The 21,442-nt window shown below is 62.5% G+C and carries 18 protein-coding genes; 3 read left to right on the top strand and 15 right to left on the bottom strand.

The annotated features are described in order from the left end of the window. Positions 1–6: 6 nt before the first annotated feature. From GJ672_RS05100 to GJ672_RS05065, 8 genes are all read right to left on the bottom strand, one after another. Entirely contained in the window at positions 7–918 is a 912-nt protein-coding gene (locus tag GJ672_RS05100) for a DMT family transporter (RefSeq protein ID WP_154296194.1), read from the bottom strand. A 14-nt stretch (positions 919–932) separates the two neighbouring features. Further along, on the bottom strand, positions 933–1,289 hold the full coding sequence (gene panD, locus GJ672_RS05095; RefSeq protein WP_154296193.1) for an aspartate 1-decarboxylase: 357 nt from the start codon (positions 1,287–1,289) through the stop codon (positions 933–935). 47 nt (positions 1,290–1,336) lie between these two features. Beyond that, the gene (locus tag GJ672_RS05090) at positions 1,337–2,200 is read right to left on the bottom strand and encodes a Brp/Blh family beta-carotene 15,15'-dioxygenase (RefSeq protein ID WP_154296192.1); all 864 of its coding nucleotides are present in this window, start codon (positions 2,198–2,200) and stop codon (positions 1,337–1,339) included. Next, on the bottom strand, positions 2,197–3,324 hold the full coding sequence (locus GJ672_RS05085; RefSeq protein ID WP_154296191.1) for a lycopene cyclase family protein: 1,128 nt from the start codon (positions 3,322–3,324) through the stop codon (positions 2,197–2,199). Before GJ672_RS05085 ends, GJ672_RS05090 begins: the two co-directional genes overlap by 4 nt. After that, positions 3,321–4,154 carry a phytoene/squalene synthase family protein gene (locus tag GJ672_RS05080; RefSeq protein ID WP_154296190.1) on the bottom strand — a complete coding sequence of 278 codons (834 nt, stop codon included), beginning with the start codon at positions 4,152–4,154 and terminating at the stop codon, positions 3,321–3,323. The genes GJ672_RS05085 and GJ672_RS05080 overlap by 4 nt, the downstream gene beginning before the upstream one ends. Continuing rightward, complete coding sequence (gene crtI, locus GJ672_RS05075) at positions 4,151–5,623, bottom strand: phytoene desaturase family protein (RefSeq protein ID WP_154296189.1); 1,473 nt, start codon at positions 5,621–5,623, stop codon at positions 4,151–4,153. The genes GJ672_RS05080 and crtI overlap by 4 nt, the downstream gene beginning before the upstream one ends. 5 nt (positions 5,624–5,628) lie before the next feature. Continuing rightward, on the bottom strand, positions 5,629–6,522 hold the full coding sequence (locus tag GJ672_RS05070; protein ID WP_195759456.1) for a polyprenyl synthetase family protein: 894 nt from the start codon (positions 6,520–6,522) through the stop codon (positions 5,629–5,631). Positions 6,523–6,695: 173 nt separating this feature from the next. Beyond that, complete coding sequence (locus tag GJ672_RS05065) at positions 6,696–7,460, bottom strand: bacteriorhodopsin-like (RefSeq protein WP_154296187.1); 765 nt, start codon at positions 7,458–7,460, stop codon at positions 6,696–6,698. Positions 7,461–7,574: 114 nt separating this feature from the next. Here GJ672_RS05065 and GJ672_RS05060 point away from each other — a divergent pair, with 114 nt between their 5' ends. Further along, entirely contained in the window at positions 7,575–9,488 is a 1,914-nt protein-coding gene (locus GJ672_RS05060) for an ATP-binding cassette domain-containing protein (protein WP_154296186.1), read from the top strand. On the opposite strand, the gene GJ672_RS05055 is transcribed toward GJ672_RS05060, so the two are convergent. The 4 genes from GJ672_RS05055 to GJ672_RS05040 all read right to left on the bottom strand — a co-directional run bounded on the left by GJ672_RS05055 (position 9,466) and on the right by GJ672_RS05040 (position 14,279). Beyond that, positions 9,466–10,647: an MFS transporter gene (locus GJ672_RS05055; protein WP_154296185.1), complete on the bottom strand. Its 1,182-nt coding sequence runs from the start codon at positions 10,645–10,647 to the stop codon at positions 9,466–9,468. The genes GJ672_RS05060 and GJ672_RS05055 overlap by 23 nt on opposite strands. 19 nt (positions 10,648–10,666) lie before the next feature. Beyond that, entirely contained in the window at positions 10,667–11,077 is a 411-nt protein-coding gene (locus GJ672_RS05050) for a SufE family protein (protein ID WP_154296184.1), read from the bottom strand. A 148-nt stretch (positions 11,078–11,225) separates the two neighbouring features. After that, positions 11,226–13,076, bottom strand: a complete 1,851-nt coding sequence (locus GJ672_RS05045; RefSeq protein WP_154296183.1) for an L-lactate permease — start codon at positions 13,074–13,076, stop codon at positions 11,226–11,228. 39 nt (positions 13,077–13,115) lie between these two features. Then, a complete protein-coding gene (locus tag GJ672_RS05040) occupies positions 13,116–14,279 on the bottom strand; it encodes an alpha-hydroxy acid oxidase (protein ID WP_154296182.1) in 1,164 nt (387 codons plus the stop codon). A 171-nt stretch (positions 14,280–14,450) separates the two neighbouring features. On the opposite strand from GJ672_RS05040, the gene GJ672_RS05035 reads away from it, so the two are divergent. Next, positions 14,451–18,077, top strand: a complete 3,627-nt coding sequence (locus GJ672_RS05035) for a hydantoinase B/oxoprolinase family protein (protein WP_154296181.1) — start codon at positions 14,451–14,453, stop codon at positions 18,075–18,077. A gap of 7 nt (positions 18,078–18,084) precedes the next feature. Beyond that, the gene (locus GJ672_RS05030; protein ID WP_154296180.1) at positions 18,085–18,612 is read left to right on the top strand and encodes a winged helix DNA-binding protein; all 528 of its coding nucleotides are present in this window, start codon (positions 18,085–18,087) and stop codon (positions 18,610–18,612) included. Here the strand turns inward: GJ672_RS05030 and GJ672_RS05025 are convergent. Genes GJ672_RS05025 through GJ672_RS05015 form a run of 3 tightly spaced genes read right to left on the bottom strand, consistent with a single transcriptional unit; the run spans position 18,582 to position 21,429 of the window. Then, positions 18,582–19,355: an ABC transporter permease gene (locus tag GJ672_RS05025; RefSeq protein ID WP_154296179.1), complete on the bottom strand. Its 774-nt coding sequence runs from the start codon at positions 19,353–19,355 to the stop codon at positions 18,582–18,584. The genes GJ672_RS05030 and GJ672_RS05025 overlap by 31 nt on opposite strands. Then, positions 19,352–20,239 carry an ABC transporter permease gene (locus GJ672_RS05020; RefSeq protein WP_154296178.1) on the bottom strand — a complete coding sequence of 296 codons (888 nt, stop codon included), beginning with the start codon at positions 20,237–20,239 and terminating at the stop codon, positions 19,352–19,354. The genes GJ672_RS05025 and GJ672_RS05020 overlap by 4 nt, the downstream gene beginning before the upstream one ends. Positions 20,240–20,256: 17 nt before the next feature. Then, positions 20,257–21,429, bottom strand: a complete 1,173-nt coding sequence (locus tag GJ672_RS05015; RefSeq protein ID WP_154297037.1) for a PotD/PotF family extracellular solute-binding protein — start codon at positions 21,427–21,429, stop codon at positions 20,257–20,259. Positions 21,430–21,442 lie beyond the last annotated feature (13 nt).

The following is a 21,442-nucleotide window of genomic DNA, read 5'->3' as shown; positions in this document are numbered from 1 at the left end:
TGGTCCTTATTGCTGGCCACTCCATCCCGCATTCTGCTCACGCACCGCCAGGGTCAGGCCGAGCAGAATCAACACGCCGCCAATGGCGTGGAACACCGCCAGCCGCTCATCCAGCAGTAAGTAGCCGAGAACCGCAGCCACCACCGGGATCAGGTACAGAAACAGCGCCGCACGAGAGGCTCCGATGACTTTGACACCGTTATTCCAGAATGCATAGGCGAGCAGGCTCGGCCCGATGGCCACTACCGCGAATACCCACAGATGCTCGACCCGGGGCAGATAAGCGCCGGACAGCATGGACTCGCCGATATAGAACGGGGCGACGACCGGAATACCAAAAGCGATCTGTACCGTCAGGAAAGCGACAGGGGTCAGGGGAATAGCTGCCCAACGCATGACCACCGAAAACAGGGTCCACGACGCCACCGCCGAGAGCATCACCAGATCGCCGGGCACAAACTGTAGCGTCAGCAGCCGGGTGAAGCTCGCCTCGGTGATGATCACCAGTATCCCCAGGAAGCCCAGGGCAATGCCCATTGAGCGCTGCAGGTTTAAATATTCCCGGAGGGCATAATGAGCGCCAAAGGCCACGGCGATGGGGAGCGTGGCGTTCATCATGGCGATATTCAGCGCCGTGGTAGTCTGGGCTGCGATGTAGAGAAGCGTGTTGAAAAGCCCGACGCTGAAGGTGGCGATCACCACCAGTGCTTTCCAGCGAGCGCGTACCACCGACCATTGCCGGTAGACCGCCGGCACCCCGAAGGGCGCCAGAATCAAGAACGCGAGCACCCAGCGCCAGAACGCCAGCCCGAGCGGCGGAATTTCTCCCACCATGGCCCGACCGATGATGGCGTTGACCGCCCAGAATGACGCGGTGGCCACCAGACCCGCCGAAGCCAGGCCTACGTGGCCACGCATACGCTGGGGCCCCTTTAGCTCAGTGTTTTCTGGCGGTTGGCGTCGTCAACAAAGACCAGTCGCGGCCGCCAGTCGCGGGCCTGCTCTGGTGTGACCTGGGCATAGGCGGCAATGATGACCCGATCGTCAATGCTGGCCAGATGGGCCGCGGCGCCGTTGATGGTGATGTCGCCGCCGCCCGGATGGCCTTCAATGATGTAGGTCTCGAAGCGGTGACCATTGGTGATGTTGTAAACATGCACCTGCTGCCAGGGGAGCAGGCCACTGGCTGCCAGCAGATCCCGGTCGATGGTGATGCTGCCCTCGTATTCGAGGTTGGCATCGGTAACCGTCGCCCGGTGAATTTTCGCCTGCAGCACCGAAATCTTCATGCTCATCACATCCCGTCGATGTTAAACCCAACAATGATAACGGATTCTCAAATTTTCCGCCGAGGGCTCGCAATGAGTTCGAGGATCATGTGCGGCACGGTAAGCGCCGCCAGGCCGATGAAAATAATCCGCATCAGAGCCGTGTCGGTGGGCAGGCCAATCAGGAACGGAATGGCCGCCAGCGCCAGCGCATAGGTTGCCAGCGTCGTCGGCGCCACGGCTCGCAGGCGCTCGCGCCAGCCCTCAAGCCCCAGATCCCGAGCGGCCACTTCCAGATGACGCGGGCTGTGCAGAAAGCACCAGTAAGCGATGAAATAAGCCAGCGGATGCAGCAGTGCCGCCCCCGCCACCAGCAGCAGGGGATCGCGCCAGTCGCTGGTGGCGCGGGACGGGCGGGTCAGCAGGCCGATACTGAGCAATCCGCCACCCAGCGCCAGGGTCCAGGGGGCCACGCTGACCATCAGCTCGCTCTGGGTGGCACCCAGCATGTTGAACAGCGGAATCACGAGCTCTGGATGGAACAGCAGGGGCAGTGACAGCACCCACAGTCCGTATCCGATCCCCCCGAGCCGCCCGATGCGCACGGCCACATCGTCGGCAAAGTGGACCGCCGAGTAGAGCAGGAACGCACCCAGTGCGGCATTCGGTGCCTGCCACCAGATAGCGATAACCACCGCACCCAGGGCCATGTATCCGACGAAAAAACTCAGGAGTTTGGGGGTGTTGTCCAGGGACAGATAACGCTTGGCCACAGCGGTGTCGAGGCTGCCATGGGGCAGTCCGAGGATGGCGGTGCTGATGGCCAGTACCGCGTAAAGCGGCCACTGGCCGGGCAGCGCGGATACACCCAGGGCAACCAGCAATCCCACGGGAAAAAGCCAGAATGCGGGGGGGCGAGCGGAATCGCTCATGAGCGCCTCCTTGTGTGACGCCAGGCGGCCGCCAGCATCGGGGCCACCGGTAATGAATTCAGCACTTTCAGTGTATCAAGCGGACGGCCCCGGGCCATCAGGAATCGGCTGAGAGCATCCGGTGGTACCCGTCGGAACAGTTGGACGAACTGGTCGCTGGCAGTGGCCGGGCCCGCCCAGAGGGATTCAAGGAACACCCCGTCCAGCCAATCCAGCCAGCCGGGCCGGGTCGGGGCTGGCGGCGAGCGACCCTCCAGCAGCGCGGCAGCCGCGCCGTCCGCCCAATGCTGAATGGCATGGAACGCGTAACCGGTGGCCGGGCGCATGCTGCCACCGGCGGTTCCGATGCGGACCCACTGGTCGCGGTCGTAGCCCGGGATCGGTGCCATGGGCAGATGACTCTGTTCAGTTCGGATGACGCGGGCGTTCTGCCAGCCCCGGCGACGGATCAGCCCGTCCACCTGCTCGCGCATCTCGGCGGGGTCGGCGGGGGTTGGCGTAAACCGCGTGAATTCAATCAGTCGACGGCGGGGGTCAATGGGCAATTCATAGAAAAAGCTTGCCACCGGTTGTGCGTCGTCTACGAAATCCATCAGCCGAACCTGGTCAGGATCGCCCATCCGGGGGCCACTGATTTCGGCGCCGACAAAGCTCTGCCAGACCCAGGGGCGACTCAGGTTGAGTTTTGGCGGCCGCGCATCCAGTACCCAAAGGGCTTCCACCTCAGACTGGTCATCCAGGGTCAAGCGCCAGCCGTCTTCGGTTTTCCGGGCATCGGCAAGGGCGCGTCCGGCAAGGAGAACCCAGTCATCGCGGCCGGCGATGGCGGCCATCGCCACCGACCGGACATCGCTGGAGCGAAGCATTTCATAGGGCATTTCCCGACTCCCTGCCGTCACCTCGTCTCGGGCATTGCTCACCGCCCACTGACTCCAGCGGCGCGTGGCTCGATGACTGAAGGGGTGGTCGTTCATGGGCCACCCGCACCAGGTGCGGTCATCGCCGGGATCCGGCACCGGCTCGATCAAGGCGACACGGCCGCTATAGCGGCTGTCCGCGAGCCGGGTGACGAGGCTCATGGCGGCGGCCCCCAGGCCGATGAAGGCCAGATCGAAGGGTTTCACGGCGCAGGCCTGGCCGGTTCCCTCATCAACCCGGCCAGTGTGCCGAACGCGAGCCGGGCTCGCTCGCTATGGCTGAGTGAGACACGCCCCAGCCAATACTGACAGTCCTGATCCACGACACGCAGGCCGATGGCCCGGTAGAGGCGGGTGGCGATACGAATGGCCTGACGGTTTCTTAACGGAATGAGGGCGAACCCGGACTCTGCCCGCTGGTAGTGCTGCTCACCCAGTTCGACCAGCCGCCGAATTGCTGTACTGACGTGATGACGATGGGGTGGCTCGGCGGCGGCGATGGCGGCCGGGGTGAGCCCGTCCACCCAGTCAGCGGGCAGATATCGGCGTTCCTGGCGGGCATCCTCCAGGACATCCCGGGCGATATTGGTCATCTGCATGGCGATACCCAGGGACACGGCGGCATCACGACCGCGGTGCGGGTCGGCGCCGAGGAGGGGGCACATCATTTCGCCGACGGTGCCCGCCACCGCGTAGCAGTAGTCCAGCAGTTCCGCCTCGCTGGCGATACAGGTGGGTGCCCGGGCCTCGCGGCAGGCACTTTCGGTCAGGGTGACCAGCGGCGCGAGGTTGAGTTGGCGCCGGATCGCCATCTCTGCAAAGCCCTCCACGGGAATGGCTTCGGGGCTGTGGCGACGGAGCCCGTCGAGCAGTCGCTGGATGTCATCAGCCCGCCCGGTTTCCTCGTCAGCCAGGTCGTCAATCAGGCGGCATGCGGCGTAGAGAATGGCGATATCCCGGGCATCCACGGGTCGCAGGAACCGGCTGGCCAGGTGAAAGCTGCTGCCATGCCTGGCGAGGATCTCTCGCGGGGTCATGCCGCCTCGTTGTTGTCCGGTACCAGACGGTCAAGCACTCGGGCGCTGGAGACCACACCGGGAAGCCCGGCGCCGGGGTGCGTACCCGCACCCACCAGGTAGAGGTTGTTCAGCCCCTCGGCGCGATTGTGAAACCGGAACCAGGCCGACTGCCGGAACAGTGGGGCAACACTGAAACCGCTGCCGTGGACGCTCTGATAGTCGCTGCGGAAATCTTCGGGAGTCATGTAGAAAGGCGCTCGCACGTGAGCGCTCAATCCCGGCATGATCGACTGCTCCAGGGCTTCAATGATGCGCTGCTGCAGCCGCGGGCCTTCCACGCTCCAGTCGATCTCCCCCTCGAGGTTGGGAACCGGGGCCAGCACATAGAAGCTGTCGTGTCCGGCGGGGGCAAAGCTCGGATCGGTGGCCGTCGGGCGGTGCAGGTATAACGAAAAATCGTCGGAGAGCACCTTGCGATTGAAGATATCGTGGAGCAGTTCCTTGTAGCGCTCCCCCAGCCAGATCGTGTGATGGGCGATGTCCGGATAACTCCGATCGGTGCCGAAATACAGGACGAACAGGCCCATGGACGTTCGGGCCACTGCGCGTTTGGCCCGGCTGATCATCGGCGCCGGCTGCATCAGCTCGCCGTACAGATGCATGGGATCGACATTGGAGACGTACATGTCTGCACTGATCTGGCGCCCGTCATCCAGCGTGACGCCGGTGATATTCCGCCCCGAGCGGGCGATCGACGTGACGCTGCGTCCGGACTGCACATCGACCCCATGGCGCTCCATCAGGTTGGCCAGCGCATCCACCAGCGCCCCCGTGCCGCCCATGGCGAAATATACGCCCCACTCCCGCTCCAGGTAGTGAATCAGCCCGTAGATACAAGTGGTGTCAAAGGGATTACCACCCACCAGCAGGGGCTGCAGAGACAGTGCTCGGCGCAGATAAGGATGCTGTATATGGCTGGAAACCATATCCCAGACGCTGCGATCGAACCGCAGCCTGAGCAGCCGCGGGATCTGTCGAATCATGAAGCCGACGCGATGGAATGGTTGGTCCCCAAGTTCACGGAAGCCGATGTCAAAAAGCTCGCGGGATTCCGCCAGCAGCCCGTGATAGCCAGCGACATCGTCCGGGTTGAAGCGGGCGATTTCCGCCTCCATGCGCTCGATGCCCGGCCCATAGTCGAAATGGGAGTTGTCCGGGAAACGGAACCGATACCAGGGATCCAGGGGCGCTAGCGTGACCTGATCAGCGATTTCTTCGCCGTACAGTGCGAACAGTTCGGCGAACAGGAAAGGTGCGGTGATGACGGTTGGCCCGGCATCATGCCGATACCCGCCGTGGTTAAAGACCTGCGCGCGGCCGCCCAGCCGTGGACAGCGATCGATCAGCGTGACGGCATGCCCTTTGGCCCTCAGCCGCAACGCAGCGGCCATCCCACCAAAGCCACCCCCGATGACCAGGGTCTTCATGCCGATTATTCCCCGTTACTGGAATGGCTGGACGGTTGAATACGCTGAGATTTGTGATGCAAGCGCAGAATCAGTTCCCGAACCCCGTCGCGTAAGGGCGCGGAGAACTCCTCGGCGAGATGATCCGCCCGGCCAAGGGCCGCTTGAACATGCCGCAGGCAACGCGCATGCACTCGACTCGAATCCACGGCGACCGCCTGCGGACCGCGCAGTTGATGATGGCGCCAGGCGTGATAGGCGTGCAGACGGCTCTGCTCGGCCATTGGATTGTCGAATCCGGTCAGATCGTCGAGATCATCGAGTATCTGGTAGGCCAGCCCAATGCCCTCGGAAACCGAGCGGACCGTGTTAGGTGACGCCGACTGTCCGGCACCAATCGCGACCTCAATGAGCGGCGCTGTTTTCGACCGGGTAATGTCCAGGTATTCACGAAAACCGGGAAGTCCGGCCTTATTGCCCAAAGCCAGTTCTGTGCTCTGGCCCCCAATCACCCGGGCGGCGCAGTGCGCCATGGAGCGGGTGAGTTCAGAGGCATGCCGGGAGTCCGATAGCCGCGAGGCGGTATCGAACGAGGCCGCCATCATGAGATCGCCGGCGCAGAGCGCGACATCATCGCCGTGGAGGGCACGGACGGTGGGGTGACCGCGTCGGTAGCCGTCACCATCACTGATGTCGTCGTGGATAAGGGAAGCGTTGTGAAGCAATTCGCAAGCGGCAGCTGCCAGGACCGCATCGTCGTGGCGATCCCAGTCGGCGGTGCTTGCCAGGGCCAGACGCGCTCGCATGCGATGTCCACCGGTCTTCAGGTGATAGAGCGCGGCGTCGCGGGCTGGCGTGGAATTCAGTGACTGGATGATTCGGACCATCTGCTGGTCCACGGCTTCCAGTCGCGCCGTCACGGGTTCAGCTCCCGCCGATATATCGCGGGTGGTGTCTGCCATTGGAAGCTCAGGTGTCCTGATGTCCATGGTAGCCAATGGAAGTCACCTCAATGCTGAACAGGGTTGGAACGACCCGCCGGGGAATATCCCCGACGGGTGTTTCAGGCTCGGCAGGGCCGATCGCGAAGCGATCAGGCCTGCTGGTTGGCGCCTTCGGCCTCGGACTTGCGCATGGCAATCGCGAGGATGAGGATGCCAAAGACCGCCTTCGCCACGATGTCGGCGACGGTGTAGCCCACTTCCACGGCCACCACGGCAGCGCCGCCCGTGAAACCGATCAGCGGGAACAGGAAGACGATCGGGTAGAACAGCCAGGAGACCACGACCAGCATGGCTGCGCCATTGATCAGGCCACGGACGTTCTCAGGCTGCTTGTTGATGGATCCCTTCAGGCCCACCACCAGCTGGTAGACGATGTAGATGAACGGAATCATCGACAGCACCCAGAAGGTGAAGCGTGTACCGGCGGTCTCGGCGACCTCACCCGGGTACCCGAGGATGATCATCAGCGCCGCGGCGCCACCCAGCCAGACACTCTTCGAGATCGTCTCGCCCCGGGCCAGTTTCATGACCAGGATCAATTCGATCAGGAGCAGCGGCACGGTGAGCAGCCAGTCCACATAACGGTAGGCCTGGTTGAAAGGCTGGCCCGTGGTCTCGAGAGAACCGCCAACAATGGCGAACGCCGAATCCCAGGACAGCATGATCTGCAGGTAATGGTAGGCTGCAATGGCGGTGACCAGACCGGAGATGGTCACGGCTATCCGGTAGCCCGGTGCCACCAGGCTGCGAGAGAACCACAGAAACAGGGTTGCGGCGGCCATAACAGCCAGACCGAATGAGAAAGAGCCGGCAATAAATTCATACTGCCCAAGCGATAGTGTCGTCAGATCCATCCTTCGTCCTCCGTTGTAAAATCACACCGGACATTACGCCCTGCCTTGGTGCAAGTCAAAAGCTAAAATGCGCGGACACTGCACGGTTTCACTATAACGACCGATTGAGGTTCCATGCCAATCCTTGCCCTTGAAGACATTCACTTTTCTGTAGGCGGCCCGCCTTTGCTCGACGGGGCCAATTTCGCGCTGGAACGCGATGAGCGCGTTTGTATTGTCGGCCGCAATGGTGTTGGTAAATCGACCTTGCTGGCACTGATAGATAAAAACCATGACCCGGATGCCGGCCAGGTGCGCATCGGGGACGGAATCCGGGTGGCGCGGCTGCCGCAGGCCATACCGGACGACTGTGCCGGTACGGTGTTCGATGTCGTCTCGCGGGGCGCCGGAGAGCTCGGGCAGGTGCTGACCGAATATCATCAGGCCGTGGACTCGGTGGCCGCCGGGGCTTCCCCCCGGCGCCTTGAGCAGTTGCATGCGCAAATCGATGCCGCCGATGGGTGGGTTCTCGATCAGCGGATTACCGCCATCCTGACGCGTTTTTCATTGCCGTCCGAGATGGCGTTCGAGGCACTGTCCGGCGGATTGAAACGGCGGGTCCTGCTGGCGCAGGCGGTTGCCAGCGAACCCGACGTGCTGCTGCTGGACGAGCCCACTAACCACCTGGACATCGAATCCATTCAGTGGCTTGAGCAATTTTTGAAAAAGTTTTCTGGAAGTGTGGTCTTTGTTACCCATGACCGGGCTTTCCTGCGCAATCTGGCGACGCGCATTGTCGAGATCGACCGGGGGCAATTAACCAGCTGGCCGGGCGATTACGACAATTACCTTCGTCGCCGGGAGGAACGCGCCAATGCCGAGGCGCTTGAGCGGGCCCGGTTCGACAAGAAGCTGGCCCAGGAGGAGCGCTGGATCCGCCAGGGCATCAAGGCCAGGCGCACCCGCAATGAGGGCCGGGTGAGGGCCCTGCAGGCGATGCGCGAGGCCCATGCCGCCCGACGCACCAAAATGGGGCAGGCGCGCCTGCAAATGGCGGATGCGGATCGCTCCGGCCGGCTGGTGGCCGAAGCCATCGACATCCATTACTCCGTTCCCGGAAAAACTCTTGTACAGGACTTCAGTACCCGGATTCTGCGTGGAGATCGGGTCGGCATTCTCGGCCCCAACGGCATCGGGAAAACCACGCTGGTCCGCCTCCTGATCGGTGATCTGACACCGGACAGTGGGCGTATTCGTCTGGGCACCAATCTGCAGGTCGCCTATTTCGATCAGCACCGGCAGGTGCTCGACGAATCCCGCAGTGCCCGGGACAACGTCGCCGGTGGCGATGAATTCATCGAGTTGGGGGGTGGCCGTCGTCCCCATGTCATGGGTTATCTGCAGGATTTTCTGTTCACGCCGGATCGAGCCAATGCGCCCATCAGCCGGCTATCCGGCGGAGAGAGAAACCGACTGGTACTGGCGCGTCTTTTTGCACAGCCTTTCAATCTGCTGGTGATGGATGAGCCCACCAACGACCTGGACGTGGAGACCCTGGAGCTGCTGGAAGAACGCCTGCTGGATTACCAGGGCACGCTTATCCTGGTCTCCCATGACCGGGCATTCATGGACAACGTCGTGACCAGCGTGCTGGTGCCGGAGGGCGACGGTCATTTCGGGGAGTACGTGGGCGGGTATTCCGACTGGCTGCGGCAATCCGGAGATCGGCCGGCCCCGTCGGCGGCCCGGCAAACCGCGGTCGACGCATCGCCGGCAGTGCCCAACCCGCGGCAGGCGCGCCCCAAGGGCGCCAAGCTCAGCTACAAACTGGCCCGTGAGCTGGATGAACTGCCAGCCCGGATCGAAAAGCTTGAGACGGCCGCGGCGGACGCGGAGGCACGAGTCAACGACCCGGCACTCTACGAACAGGACGAGGAGGCCATTCGTGAGGCCAGCGAATACTTGACGCAATGCCAGTCACAACTGGAAGCCGCTTATGATCGATGGGCGGAATTGGAGTCCATAGCTAATCCCACTGGGGGTCGCTAACCGCATACAGGGAGCGCATCACCCCGCCAAGCAGCGCCAGGACAACGGCGCCGATGGCAAAAAAATTGAAGCTGTGGGCATAACCCGAGACATCAATGGCGGCTCCGGCCAGCGGCGATCCGATGGTCGCCCCCACGGCAACCGCGAGGAAGGGCAGCACCGGGCCGAGTGCGGGCCGATTGGCCAGCAAACGGATGCCCTGGACGAGATAAAGCCCCGTCAGTGACATGTAGGCAATCCCAAACAGGGCGGCGGAAGTCATCACGGCCTCCATGGATCCCGGAGCCACCGCGAGGATGCCCAGCGCGGTGGCCAATAGAATCAGCGCCGCGCCATGGGTGGTTGCCGTGCCAATGCTGTCCATGAGGTCACCGGCTGCGCTGCCCAGCAGGCCGGCAATGCCGATACCCAGCCACATCCAGCCAGCTGTAGCATCGCCGAGTGCTCCGTGGGCGGCGATCCGGTCGGGGCCGAAAATCCAGTAGACGCTGCTGACCACACCCATTCCGGTCGCGAGTAGGCTGAGTGACGCAACACCGATCCACTGGCGGGTTGAAACACGCAGATGGGGAGAGGTGCCAACGGTCACCGCAGCGGTGGCGGTACGGCGCGGCAGCGCCCGAAAAGCGATGATCGCCACCACCGCGGCCAGTGCGGCAAAGCTGACATACGCGCCACGCCAGTTACCCAGAAGATAGGCCGAGACTGGCATCGCAACGGCCACGCCGATGCTGGTGCCGGCGTTATGGATCGCGTTGACTCGACCCCGTAACTCCGGGGGAACACCGGAATGAACCGAATCCGCCATGACGGGGGAGGAAAGCCCGGTGCTGATGCCACAAATGCCAACGGCCAGCGAGAGCAGGGCAATATCCGGAGACACGGCAATACCGAGGAGCCCCAGGGTGGCGAGGCCAGTGGTGAGCAGCCCCGCCTCCCGCGGACCAATGCGCTCGGTGATTTTCGGGCCGGTCAATACGCCGGCAATGAAACTTGCAAAAGGGATCGCTCCGACAAAGCCGGCCTGGACCGCCGTCAGTCCCAGGTCGTCACGAATGCCCGGAAGAAACAGCCCGAAGACGAATCGGGCCAATCCATAGGTAATGGCAATGACCACCGCGCCGAGTGCCGCAATGGCCAGGGTGGATCGCTTTTCCATGGGGCGTCTCCGCCCGGATTCAGGTCAGAGCCTGCGCCTGTCCCCGGATTGTTTTGACCATGGCGACGAAGCCGTCCCGACGATTGGGGGTGAGCTGCTGCGCGAGGCCCAACTGATCAAAGAGGCCTTCAATGTCCAGCGCCATTATTTCGTCGGGGGTTTTGCCTGAATAGGCTTTCATGAGGATGGCGACCAATCCCTTGACGATAAATGCATCGCTGTCTGCCTTGAAATGCAGTCGTGGTGGATTGTCGCCGCTCGGGTCGGTGATTAACCAGACGTTGCTGGTGCAGCCATCAACCCGGTTGGCTTCGATGCGTGCGTCATCGGGAAACTCCGGCAGATCCCGGCCCAGGTCAATGAGCAGCCGGTAGCGATCTTCCCAGTTATCCAGAAACTCAAAGGTGTCAACGAGTCGCTGAAGGTCCATGGGAACTCCCGGATATCGAGCTTGAAAAGATTAATTTAGCACGCCTTTTGACCGGGGCGCAGGGCTGCTGGTTCAGCGTTTTGCAGAAAAAAACGGGGGCAGTGTCAGCACTGCCCCCGTGGTTGGGGTTACAGACAATGGACGCGGATCAGGCGGCGCCGGGTGCCCCCGGGTGCCGCCCGCGGTTCACCAGCATGAACACCAGGGAAAGGGCGACAAACCCTATCCACCCCGCGTACCAGAAATTGGCGCCTCCGCTGATAATAGCCATGCCCAGCAACCCGGCCGCCCCCATGTAATACATCATGGGGATAAGCGTCTTGCGGATGACATCGCCCTCTCGTCCCAATAGGCCAACCGTCGCCGAAGCGGCCACCACGTTGTGCACGGTGATCATATTGCCACCGGCACCGCCCACGGCCTGCAGCGCCACCACCATGGAAGCTCCGAAGGAGCCGAGGCCGATCTGCTCGGCGGTGGAGATCTGGAAATAGGCGAACATCATGTTGCTGACCGTATTACTGCCAGCCAGAAACGCCCCGAGACCACCCACCAGGGGCGCGAACAGCGGCCACAACTCGCCGGCCAGGGCAGAGACACCCAGAGCCAGCATCTCGGGCATGCTGGCCACCTGTGCCACCGCCCCGAGAGCAACGCCGTCAGCGATGGCTGCCTGTATGTCGGCCACATTGTCCAGACCACCCGGCGCCGAGTTGATGAACACCTGCACCATGGGCACCGCAAAGATCAGCGCGCTACCGGCCGCGATGATGGTCTTGCCCGCGGTTGTCCACGCGTTTCGATAATCGCCGTGGGTCCACATCTTGTGGAGGAAGTAGGTGATCACCGAGGTGACCAGGAGGATGAAGCCGGGCAGGTACAGTGGCTGTGACGCCGCATTGATCCCGGAGCCGAAGATGTCGGTGAAAGAGATGGTCACTGCTGGTGAGCGCAGGGCGTCAACCACCGGGTCCACCGTGCGGGTGATGACCAGCAGTACCGCCACGATGACGTAGGGCAGCCAGGCCTGGAACTGTGACAGCTTGGCGTCCGCCGGGCGCTCAGTCTGAGTCTCCCGCTGCAGAACGCTGATCCACTCCGGCTGCCAGTGCTCCCGGTCCTCGAACTGAAAGGTGTCCTTGGGGAGGAACAGGCCCCGCCGGGCGGCGGTGACCACAATGGCGATACCGATGAGGCCGCCGAGCAGCGCCGGGAACTCCGGTCCCAGCAGGGCGGCGACGGCGTAGTAGGGCACCACAAACGACACGCCCGCGAACAGGGCGAAAGGCCAGGCCCGGAGGCCTTCCATGAATGACCGGTTGGCGCCGAAAAAGCGGGTCAGCATGCCCACCATGATCAATGGGATAAATACCCCGACCAGCGCGTGCACCATCGCGACCTGCATGCCGATCTGATTGAGGTATTCCGCGTAGGGGATGCCCGCCGCTTCGACCATTCGCTCGGTCACCGACTGATCGGCAAGGCCGGCATTGACGCCGACGATAATGGGCGTGCCCACGGCACCAAACGACACTGGCGTCGATTGAATGATCATGGCCGAGACAACCGCGGCCATGGCCGGGAACCCCAGGGCCACGAGCAGCGGCGCGGCGATGGCCGCCGGGGTGCCAAACCCTGAAGCGCCTTCGATCAGTGAGCCGAACAGCCAGGCCACGATGATGGCCTGCACCCGACGGTCGGGTGAAATGTCACTGAACCCCTGCTGGATGACCGCAATCGCACCACTCTCCCGCAGGGTGTAGAGCAGCAGAATGGCGCCGAAAACGATAAACAGAATATTAAGTGCCGTGACCACGCCATTGGCTGACGCACCGGCCACCACGTTGAAGTCAGTGCCCCAGAATCCCAGGGCCACCACCACGGCCACAATATAGGCCAGCGGCATCGCGTATTTCGCCGGCCACCGAAGGCCGACCAGAAAGATAGCGACCGTGAGCAGCGGCAGCAGGGCCGTGATCACCATGAGTCCAAGATTCATAGGCACTCTCCATCCCTTGTTGTTTTACGGTTTTGCTCTTTAAGCCCAGCGACCGGTGAAATCTTCCGGCACCAGCAGAATATCCTTGTCCACCCTGTTGATGTCCCGATGCCCGCACAGGGCCATGGTGGTATCCAGTTCTTTGTGAAGTACTTCCAGCGCCTTGGTGACGCCAGGGCTCCCCATCGCTCCGAGACCATAGACCCAGGAGCGACCGACCATCACGCCGTCCGCGCCCAGGGCGAGGGCTTTGAGGATGTCCTGTCCGGAGCGGATGCCGCTGTCGAAGAACACCTCGATGCGGTCGCCGACCGCGTCAATGACCGCCGGCAGCGCCCGGATAGCGCTGAGGGCGCCATCCAGCTGGCGGCCGCCGTGATTCGACACCACGATGGCGTCGGCCCCGAGATCGGCCGCCCGCATGGCATCCTCCGGGTCCATGATGCCTTTGAGGATAACCTTGCCGCCCCACATGTCCATGAGCTCTTTGACCCGATCCCAGTCCAGGGCGTGATCAAAGGCTTCGGCGGTCCAGGATGACAGGGACGCCGGGTCGGTGACGCCCTTGGCATGACCGACGACATTGCCGAAGGTCCGCCGTTTTGTGCCCAGCATGCCGATCCCCCAGGACACTTTGGTCATCATGTCGGCGATAGAGGAGACCGTGAGCTTGGGTGGCGCGCTGAGGCCGTTTTTCAGATCCTTGTGCCGTTGCCCCTGCACCTGCAGATCCAGGGTGATGACCACGGCCGAACACTGTGCAGCGCGCGCGCGCTCCATGAGCCGTTTCATGAAGTCGTCATCGCGGAGTGTGTAAACCTGGAACCAGAACGGTTGGGTGGTGTTTTCGGCGACGTCCTCAATGGAACAGATGGAGAGCGTTGAGAGGGTGAAGGGTACGCCGAACTTTTCCGCTGCCTGGGCGGCATGAATCTCGCCATCGGCATGCTGCATTCCGGTGAGCCCGACGGGAGACAGGGCCACAGGCATGGCGACCTCGTGGCCGATCATCGTGCTCTGGGTCGTCCGGTTGGTCATGTCCACGGCAACCCGCTGCCGGAAGTACAGGTCATCGAAATCCGAGGTGTTTTCCTGGAAGGTCTGCTCCGACCAGCTGCCGGTTTCGCAGTAGTCGTAGAACATCCGGGGGACCTTGCGGCGATAAATCTTTTTGAGGTCATCAATGCAGGTGATCACAGGCACTGTCTTCTCCTCCGTCGCCGTTGGTCCTACCAGACTGACAATTTGGGCGAAGGTACCACGCCGTAATGATCTTGCAAGGCTGTTGTTTCAGCGGCAGTTGGTTCGGTATCGACGCTGATGATATGTTGACAAATGTTGAAATAAAAATAAGCACTCGACAGGGCAAGCTTCATGGGTCACGGCGAAAAATCAGCCTGGCAGTTCTGGATCGACCGCGGCGGAACCTTTACCGATATTGTTGCCCGCGCCCCGGATGGCGCGCTGCATTCCCGCAAATTGTTATCCGACAATCCGGAACGTTACCGGGATGCCGCCGTGGCCGGGGTCCGGGACATGCTGGGTCTCGACGCCCACGAGCCCATTCCGGAAGGTCGGATCGAGGCGGTCAAAATGGGGACGACCGTCGCCACCAACGCCCTGCTGGAACGGCGCGGGGAACCCACCGTGCTGGTGATCACCCGGGGCTTTGGCGATCTGCTGCGGATCGGCTATCAGAACCGCCCCAGGCTGTTCGATCTGGACATCAAGTTGCCGGATCTCATCTATGACCGGGTAATCGAAGCACCAGAGCGGGTCAGCGTCGACGGGGAAATCATTGAGAGCCTTGATCAGGATCGGGTTCGCGAGGCGCTGAAGGCAGCCTACGCCCATGGCTTCCGCGCGGTCGCCGTGGCGCTCATGCATGGTTATCGCCATCCGGGCCATGAACAGGCCATCGGTGAGCTCGCCCGGTCGGTGGGATTCAGTCAGATATCCCTGAGCCACGAAACCAGTCCCCTGATCAAACTGGTGAGCCGCGGTGACACCACCGTTGTGGACGCTTACCTCTCGCCGATCCTGCGGCGCTATGTCAATGAGGTCAGCGATGCCCTGGGCGCTGATCAGGGGGGTTGTGACTCCCTGATGTTCATGCAGTCCAATGGCGGGCTAACGGACGCGGAGTTTTTTCAGGGCAAGGATGCCATTCTCTCCGGCCCGGCCGGTGGGGTGGTGGGCATGGTTCGGACCGCCGAGTGCATGGGCTTCGATCGCCTGATCGGGTTTGACATGGGCGGCACTTCCACCGACGTCTGCCATTACGCCGGTGAATATGAGCGCTCACTGGAAACCGAAGTCGCCGGGGTGCGCATGCGCGCGCCCATGATGAGCATCCATACCGTGGCGGCCGGCGGCGGCTCGGTGCTGGAATTCGAGCATGGGCGCCTGCAGGTCGGGCCCCACAGTGCCGGCGCCGTTCCGGGGCCGGCCAGTTATCGCCGCGGTGGGCCACTGGCGGTCACCGACTGCAATGTCGTGCTGGGAAAACTGCAGCCGGATCGCTTTCCTCACGTGTTCGGCCCGAATGGTGACGAACCGCTTGATGTAGCGGCAGCGCGAACCCGGTTCGAAGCCCTGTCGGCCCGAATTGCCCGCGAGACCGGCGCCGAGCCGATGTCCGTCGAGGCCCTGGCGGAGGGCTTTCTGCGGATCGCCGTGGAGAACATGGCCAATGCCATCAAGAAAATCTCGGTTCAGCGGGGTCACGACGTCACGGAATACACCCTCAACTGCTTCGGTGGAGCCGGCGGCCAGCATGCCTGTGGTGTGGCCGATCTGTTGGGCATGCAATCCATCTACATCCATCCCCTGGCGGGGGTACTGTCCGCGTTCGGCATGGGAGTCGCCGACGTGCGGGCCGTGCGCGAACACCAGTTTGGTGGCTCCGTGAGTCAGGCGGCGGAGGCGCAACGGCTGCTTGATGACTTGGCAGCCTCGGCCCGGGATGAGGTTCTCCAACAGGGTATCCCGGAATCCGGCATCCGGGTGATTCGCACGGCGCACGTGCGGGTCGCGGGTTCCCACCAGGTTCTCCCCGTGCCTTTTTCGGACCCTGAAACCATGCAGGCGGCTTTTGACGCCGCGCATCAACAGCGGTTCGGCTTCATTCCCAACGGCCGTGACCGGTTGCTCGAAATCGTGTCCGCCGAGGCGGTGGGCTCCATTGGTCAAATGCCCTCGGTCGCCACCGAGGTGGCGGCGTCCACAGCGGAGCCGGAAACGGCGCGAATGTTTTCTGTCGGGGAATGGCGGAGCGTCCCGGTGCTGGAGCGCAATCAGTTGCAGCCAGGGGTGGTGCTGGAGGGCCCGGCCATCATCACGGACCCCACCGGGACCACCGTGGTGGAAGCGGGGTGGCAGGCCCGGGAGCTGGCAGACGGCGCGCTGGAGCTGCGCCGGGTCCGTGAAGTGCCCCGGTCCAGTGCCGTCGACACCGCGGTGGATCCGGTCATGCTGGAGGTGTTCAGCAACCTTTTCATGTCCATCGCCGAGCAGATGGGATCGACCCTGGCCAATACCGCCCACTCGGTGAACATCAAGGAACGCTACGATTTCTCGTGCGCCATTTTTGATGCCAATGGTGATCTGGTCGCCAACGCCCCCCATGTGCCGGTTCATCTGGGTTCCATGAGCGAGAGCGTCCGCAGCGTCCTGCGTGACAATGCGGGCAAGATCCGCCCGGGGGACGTCTTCATGATGAACGACCCCTATAGTGGCGGGACCCATCTGCCCGACGTGACCGTTATCACCCCGGTTTTCGATGCAGCGGGGGAAGAGATTGTCTTTCTGACGGCATCCCGTGGTCATCACGCGGACATCGGTGGCAAAACCCCCGGATCGGGCCCGCCGGACAGTCGCCATATTGATGAAGAAGGGGTCCTGATCCGCAATTTCCTGTTGCTGGATCAGGGCCGGTTCCGAGAGGCGGAGGCTCGCGAGTTGCTGTCCCAGGGCCGCTACCCCTGCCGCAACATCGGCGAGAACATGGCCGACCTGGCGGCTCAGGTGGCGGCCAACGAAACCGGGGTGCGCGAGCTCCATCGCATCGTCCGGGAATTCGGCCTGGCGGTGGTTCAGGCCTACATGCGTCACGTGCAGAATAACGCCGAGGAGAGTGTTCGTAGGGTTCTGGATGTCCTCAAGGACAGTTCCTTCAGTTATCCCCTGGACAGTGGCGCGACCATTGCCGTGTCCATTTCCGTGGATCATGTCGAGCGGACCGCACACATTGATTTCAGCGGTACATCACCGCAGGACCCCTTCAATTACAACGCCCCGTTCGCGGTTTGCCGGGCCGTGGTGCTCTATGTGTTCCGAACGCTGGTGGGCGCCGATATCCCGATGAATGAGGGCTGCCTGAAGCCGATCTCGATCCACGCGCCGGACGGATCCATGATCAACCCGAACTATCCGGCGGCGGTGATCTCCGGGAACACGGAAGTCAGTCAGGCGATTGCCGAGGCCCTGTATGGGGCGCTGGGCGTCATGGCGGGTTCCCAGGGGACGATGAACAACTTCATCTATGGCAACGGCAGCTATCAGAACTATGAAACGGTTGGTGGCGGCACCGGCGCGGGTCCGGGCTTCCACGGCACCAGTGCAGTCCATAGCCATATGACCAACACCCGCATGACCGACCCGGAGGTGCTGGAAAACCGTTTCCCGGTCCGGGTGGAAGAGTTTGCCATTCGTCAGGGCGCTGGCGGGCAGGGTCAATGGCGGGGCGGCGACGGCATTCGGCGGCGGTTGCGTTTTCTTGAGTCCGCCACCGCGACGGTTCTCTCCTCGCACCGACGGATCCCGCCCCATGGACTGGAGGGGGGCGAGCCTGGTCGCACCGGGCGCAATTACGTCGAGCGAAGCAATGGCCCCTGCATCGAGCTGGATGGCAATGACGAAGTGAGACTCACCCCCGGCGACGTATTCGTTATCGAAACGCCGGGCGGGGGTGGCTATGGAACGCCCAACTTGAAGGATTGAATTCGACATGAAAAATCTACCGTCCGATCAACCCCCGCCGATCGTTTCCTCGGCACACCTTGCCTCCGATGAAAAAGGCTGGGAGCTGAGTGAGCTCGAGTACGCACTCACCATGAGCTACAACGCTTTCTCCCGATGGATGACCCATTGCATGCGAGCCTCGGGGCAGCCCGATCTCAATCCCCTGGACATTCTCGTTCTGCACAACGTCAACCACCGCGACAAGGAAAAACGGTTGGGAGATGTGGCCTTCATGCTCAATGTGGAGGACAGCCACACGGTGAATTATTCACTGAAGAAACTGGTCAAGCTGGAGCTGCTGGACAGCCGCAAAGTTGGCAAGGAGATTTTCTACAGCACCACCGACAGTGGCGCGTCCCTCTGCGAGGCTTATCGGGATGTTCGACGGGCCTGTCTGCTGCAGTCGCTGGAAATGACCGGTACGGATTATGCGGAAATTCGCCGAATTGCCCGCATTCTCAGGACGTTATCCGGAGTTTATGATCAGGCGTCGAGATCCGCCGCGTCAATCTGACGGCGGGCAAGCAGGCGTCGGTCCAGCACGGCCAGCAGCCCTACCAGCACGAGAGTCAGGGCGATCAGCAGGGTCATGAGCGCATAAAGCGGTGGCGTGAGCCCCACCTGCTGATATTGCGACCAGAGATAAGTCTGCACCGTGTTGGACCCGCCCTGGACAATGGAAGTCCGGATGGTTTCGTTAAAAGACAGAATTAGCGAGAAAATCCCGGCTCCAAGAATCCCCGGCCATATCTGCGGCAATTCGATGTCAATGAACGCGCGCAGCGGGTGGGCGCCAAGCATGTGGGCCGCCTCCAGATAGGCTCGATCGAAACCGGCCATGACCGTGAGCAGCAGCAGGGTGGCAAATGGCAGGGCCCAAAGGATCTGCACCAGGGCCATTGAGACCATGGAAGCCTCCAGTCCGATCACCTGAAAGACCAGCGCGGTGGCAAGGCCCATGGAAACGCCGGGGACGAACAGGGGCAGCAGGATCAATCCCAGGATCAGTCGCGCCCGGCCCCAGGCCCGCAGGGTCTGGGCGACGCTAAGCGCGATCAGGGGCGTGATCACCGCGACGGTCAGCCCGAGCACGGCGGTGTTGCGAATGCCCTCCATTAACACGGCGTTCGCCGCGATACCGGTGTAGTTCGCGATAAAGCCATCGCCGGCCCGGAACGACTCCAGCACTGGCGGGATCAGCGGGAGATAGAGCACACCGAGGACTGCGCCCAGGAATAGCCACACACCGCGAGTCATGTGCGCCCCATGATCTTGCCAAGAAACAGTCGCAGGTCGAATACCCTGAACCAGATCAGCAGCAGCACGCCCATCACCCCCACCGAGAATGTGGATATCGCCGCAGCAAGCGGATAATTGATCACGTTCAGGGCACTGATGACGGAGTTGCCCAACAGCTGATAACCCGTGCCACCCAATACCGTGGAGATCGCGAATTCACCAAACGCTCCCACGAATCCGAACAAGGCGGCGGCGAAAACCCCGGGCAGGGACAGCGGCAGGGTGATCCGCCAGAAAGTCTGCCGGGGGGTCTCTCCAAGCATCCAGCTGGCCTGCTCAAGGCGTGGGTCGATGGCGGACAGGGAGAGCCAGATGGGGAAAACCATGAAGGGCATGTAAGCCGTAATGAGCCCCAGATACACCGAAAACTGGCTATACAGCAGCCAGTCCAGGGGTGCCCCGATCACTCCCAGATTGAGCAGCATTGTGTTGACCCAGCCGGAACGGCCAAGAATCTCCGTCCATGCAAAGGTGCGAACCACATAGTTGACCAGAAAGGGCACCGCAAACAGGAAAAGCACCGTGCGGACGGCATCGGTGCGCACGCGACGGGCAATCAGGAACGCCGCCGGATAGGCAATGAGCAGCATGATCAGGGTAGCGCTGGCGGCCACCCAAAGACTGCGGAAGAGGATGTCCAGCCGGGTGCTGCCCAGAAAGGTGGAATACGCCGCAAGGCTGAAATCCGGCGTCATGCTGAAGCCTGTCCGCGTCCAGAAACTGACCATCACCATCACGGCCAGTGGCCCCACCACGAGGGTCGCCACCGCCGCCAGCGGGGCTCCGTAGAGGCCCCGCTGCAGCAGGCGGGTAATCACGGGTCTGGCGGCTTGCCTCGGCATGGGCGGGATCTACCGCCTCAGGCCGACTTGAACCGCTGCCACTCTTCCTCATAGAGGTCGACCTCATCCGGCCAGCGGTTCTGCCAGGTGCCGCCGAACTCGAACTTCTCTTTCACTTCTTCATCGATGGCGGCCACCCGCTCGGCGGTGGCTTGGTCGAATGCGTCGCTCTCCCGGGCGAAGTCGGCGGCCAGCGGGTTGGTCATGTAGCCGCGCATGTCCGTGATGGTCGCGCCGTACCAGGGGCCGAGCATGAAATCGAGCATCTGGTAGGTCGCCTCCAGCTGCTCTTCGCTGCGGGTGGGGTTATTGACGATGTAGGCCGCCATAGCCCACAGCAGATAGCCCTCCGAGGGCTGCGCGTAGCGCACGTTGGCACCCTGCTGGTTGGCCACGATGACCATGGGCTCCCAGCAGTCCATGACGTGCACTTCCTTGCTGACCAGCAGCTGCACCGCCTGCTCGAAGCTCGACCAGAGCAGACGGAACTGCCCCTCCTGTTTTTTCTCGATGAGGAAGTCGATCACCGTCCGGAGCTCGCCCGGCGTGAGATTGGACGGATCGTCGATATCGGCGAGGCCACTTTGCTGGAGATACAGCGCCGTCTTCTGTCCCGCGGTGGTGTAGTTATCCTCGAGGGCGACGAACCCGCGGAAGCGCGGGTCAAAAAGCGCCCCGAGGCTGTCCAGCTCACCGGTTTCGTCGGGCAGGTAGGCAAAGCTGTCCGCCTGCAGGACGGTGGGAACGCCGTAAACGGTGTCCTGATAGCCGATGAAATCAAACCCGGGGGTACCCGGCGCCAGAAAGTCGGCGATGTAGTGGTTGGCATCCCAGTGACTCAGGCGATCAACCTCGATGGGCAGAATCAGATCGGCATCCACCAGCGGTTGCTGCATGCCGCCGACGATATTGATGACGTCAAATGCCCGGCGACCACCGCCAGCCACCAGCTGGTTGACCACCGCGGATGGGCTGTTGCCAATGGCTACTACGTTGATGTCAGCGTTGATAAGGCCCTCGAGGCGGCTCCAGTCGCCCGGGTCACCCACGCCGATGTCGGCCATGGTGACGCCCAGGCGGTTCTGAGCCAGGAGAGTGCCGGGCAGGCCGGCGGTCAGCAGCCCGGCGCCAAGCGCCGCGCCTGTGCCCAGAAACTGCCGGCGATTCATGCGTGCAAAATTCCGATTCATTGTTGTTCTCCGC

The organism is Spiribacter sp. 2438, from assembly GCF_009676705.1.
GTDB lineage: Bacteria > Pseudomonadota > Gammaproteobacteria > Nitrococcales > Nitrococcaceae > Spiribacter.
This window is presented reverse-complemented; position numbering and strand designations above follow the sequence as displayed.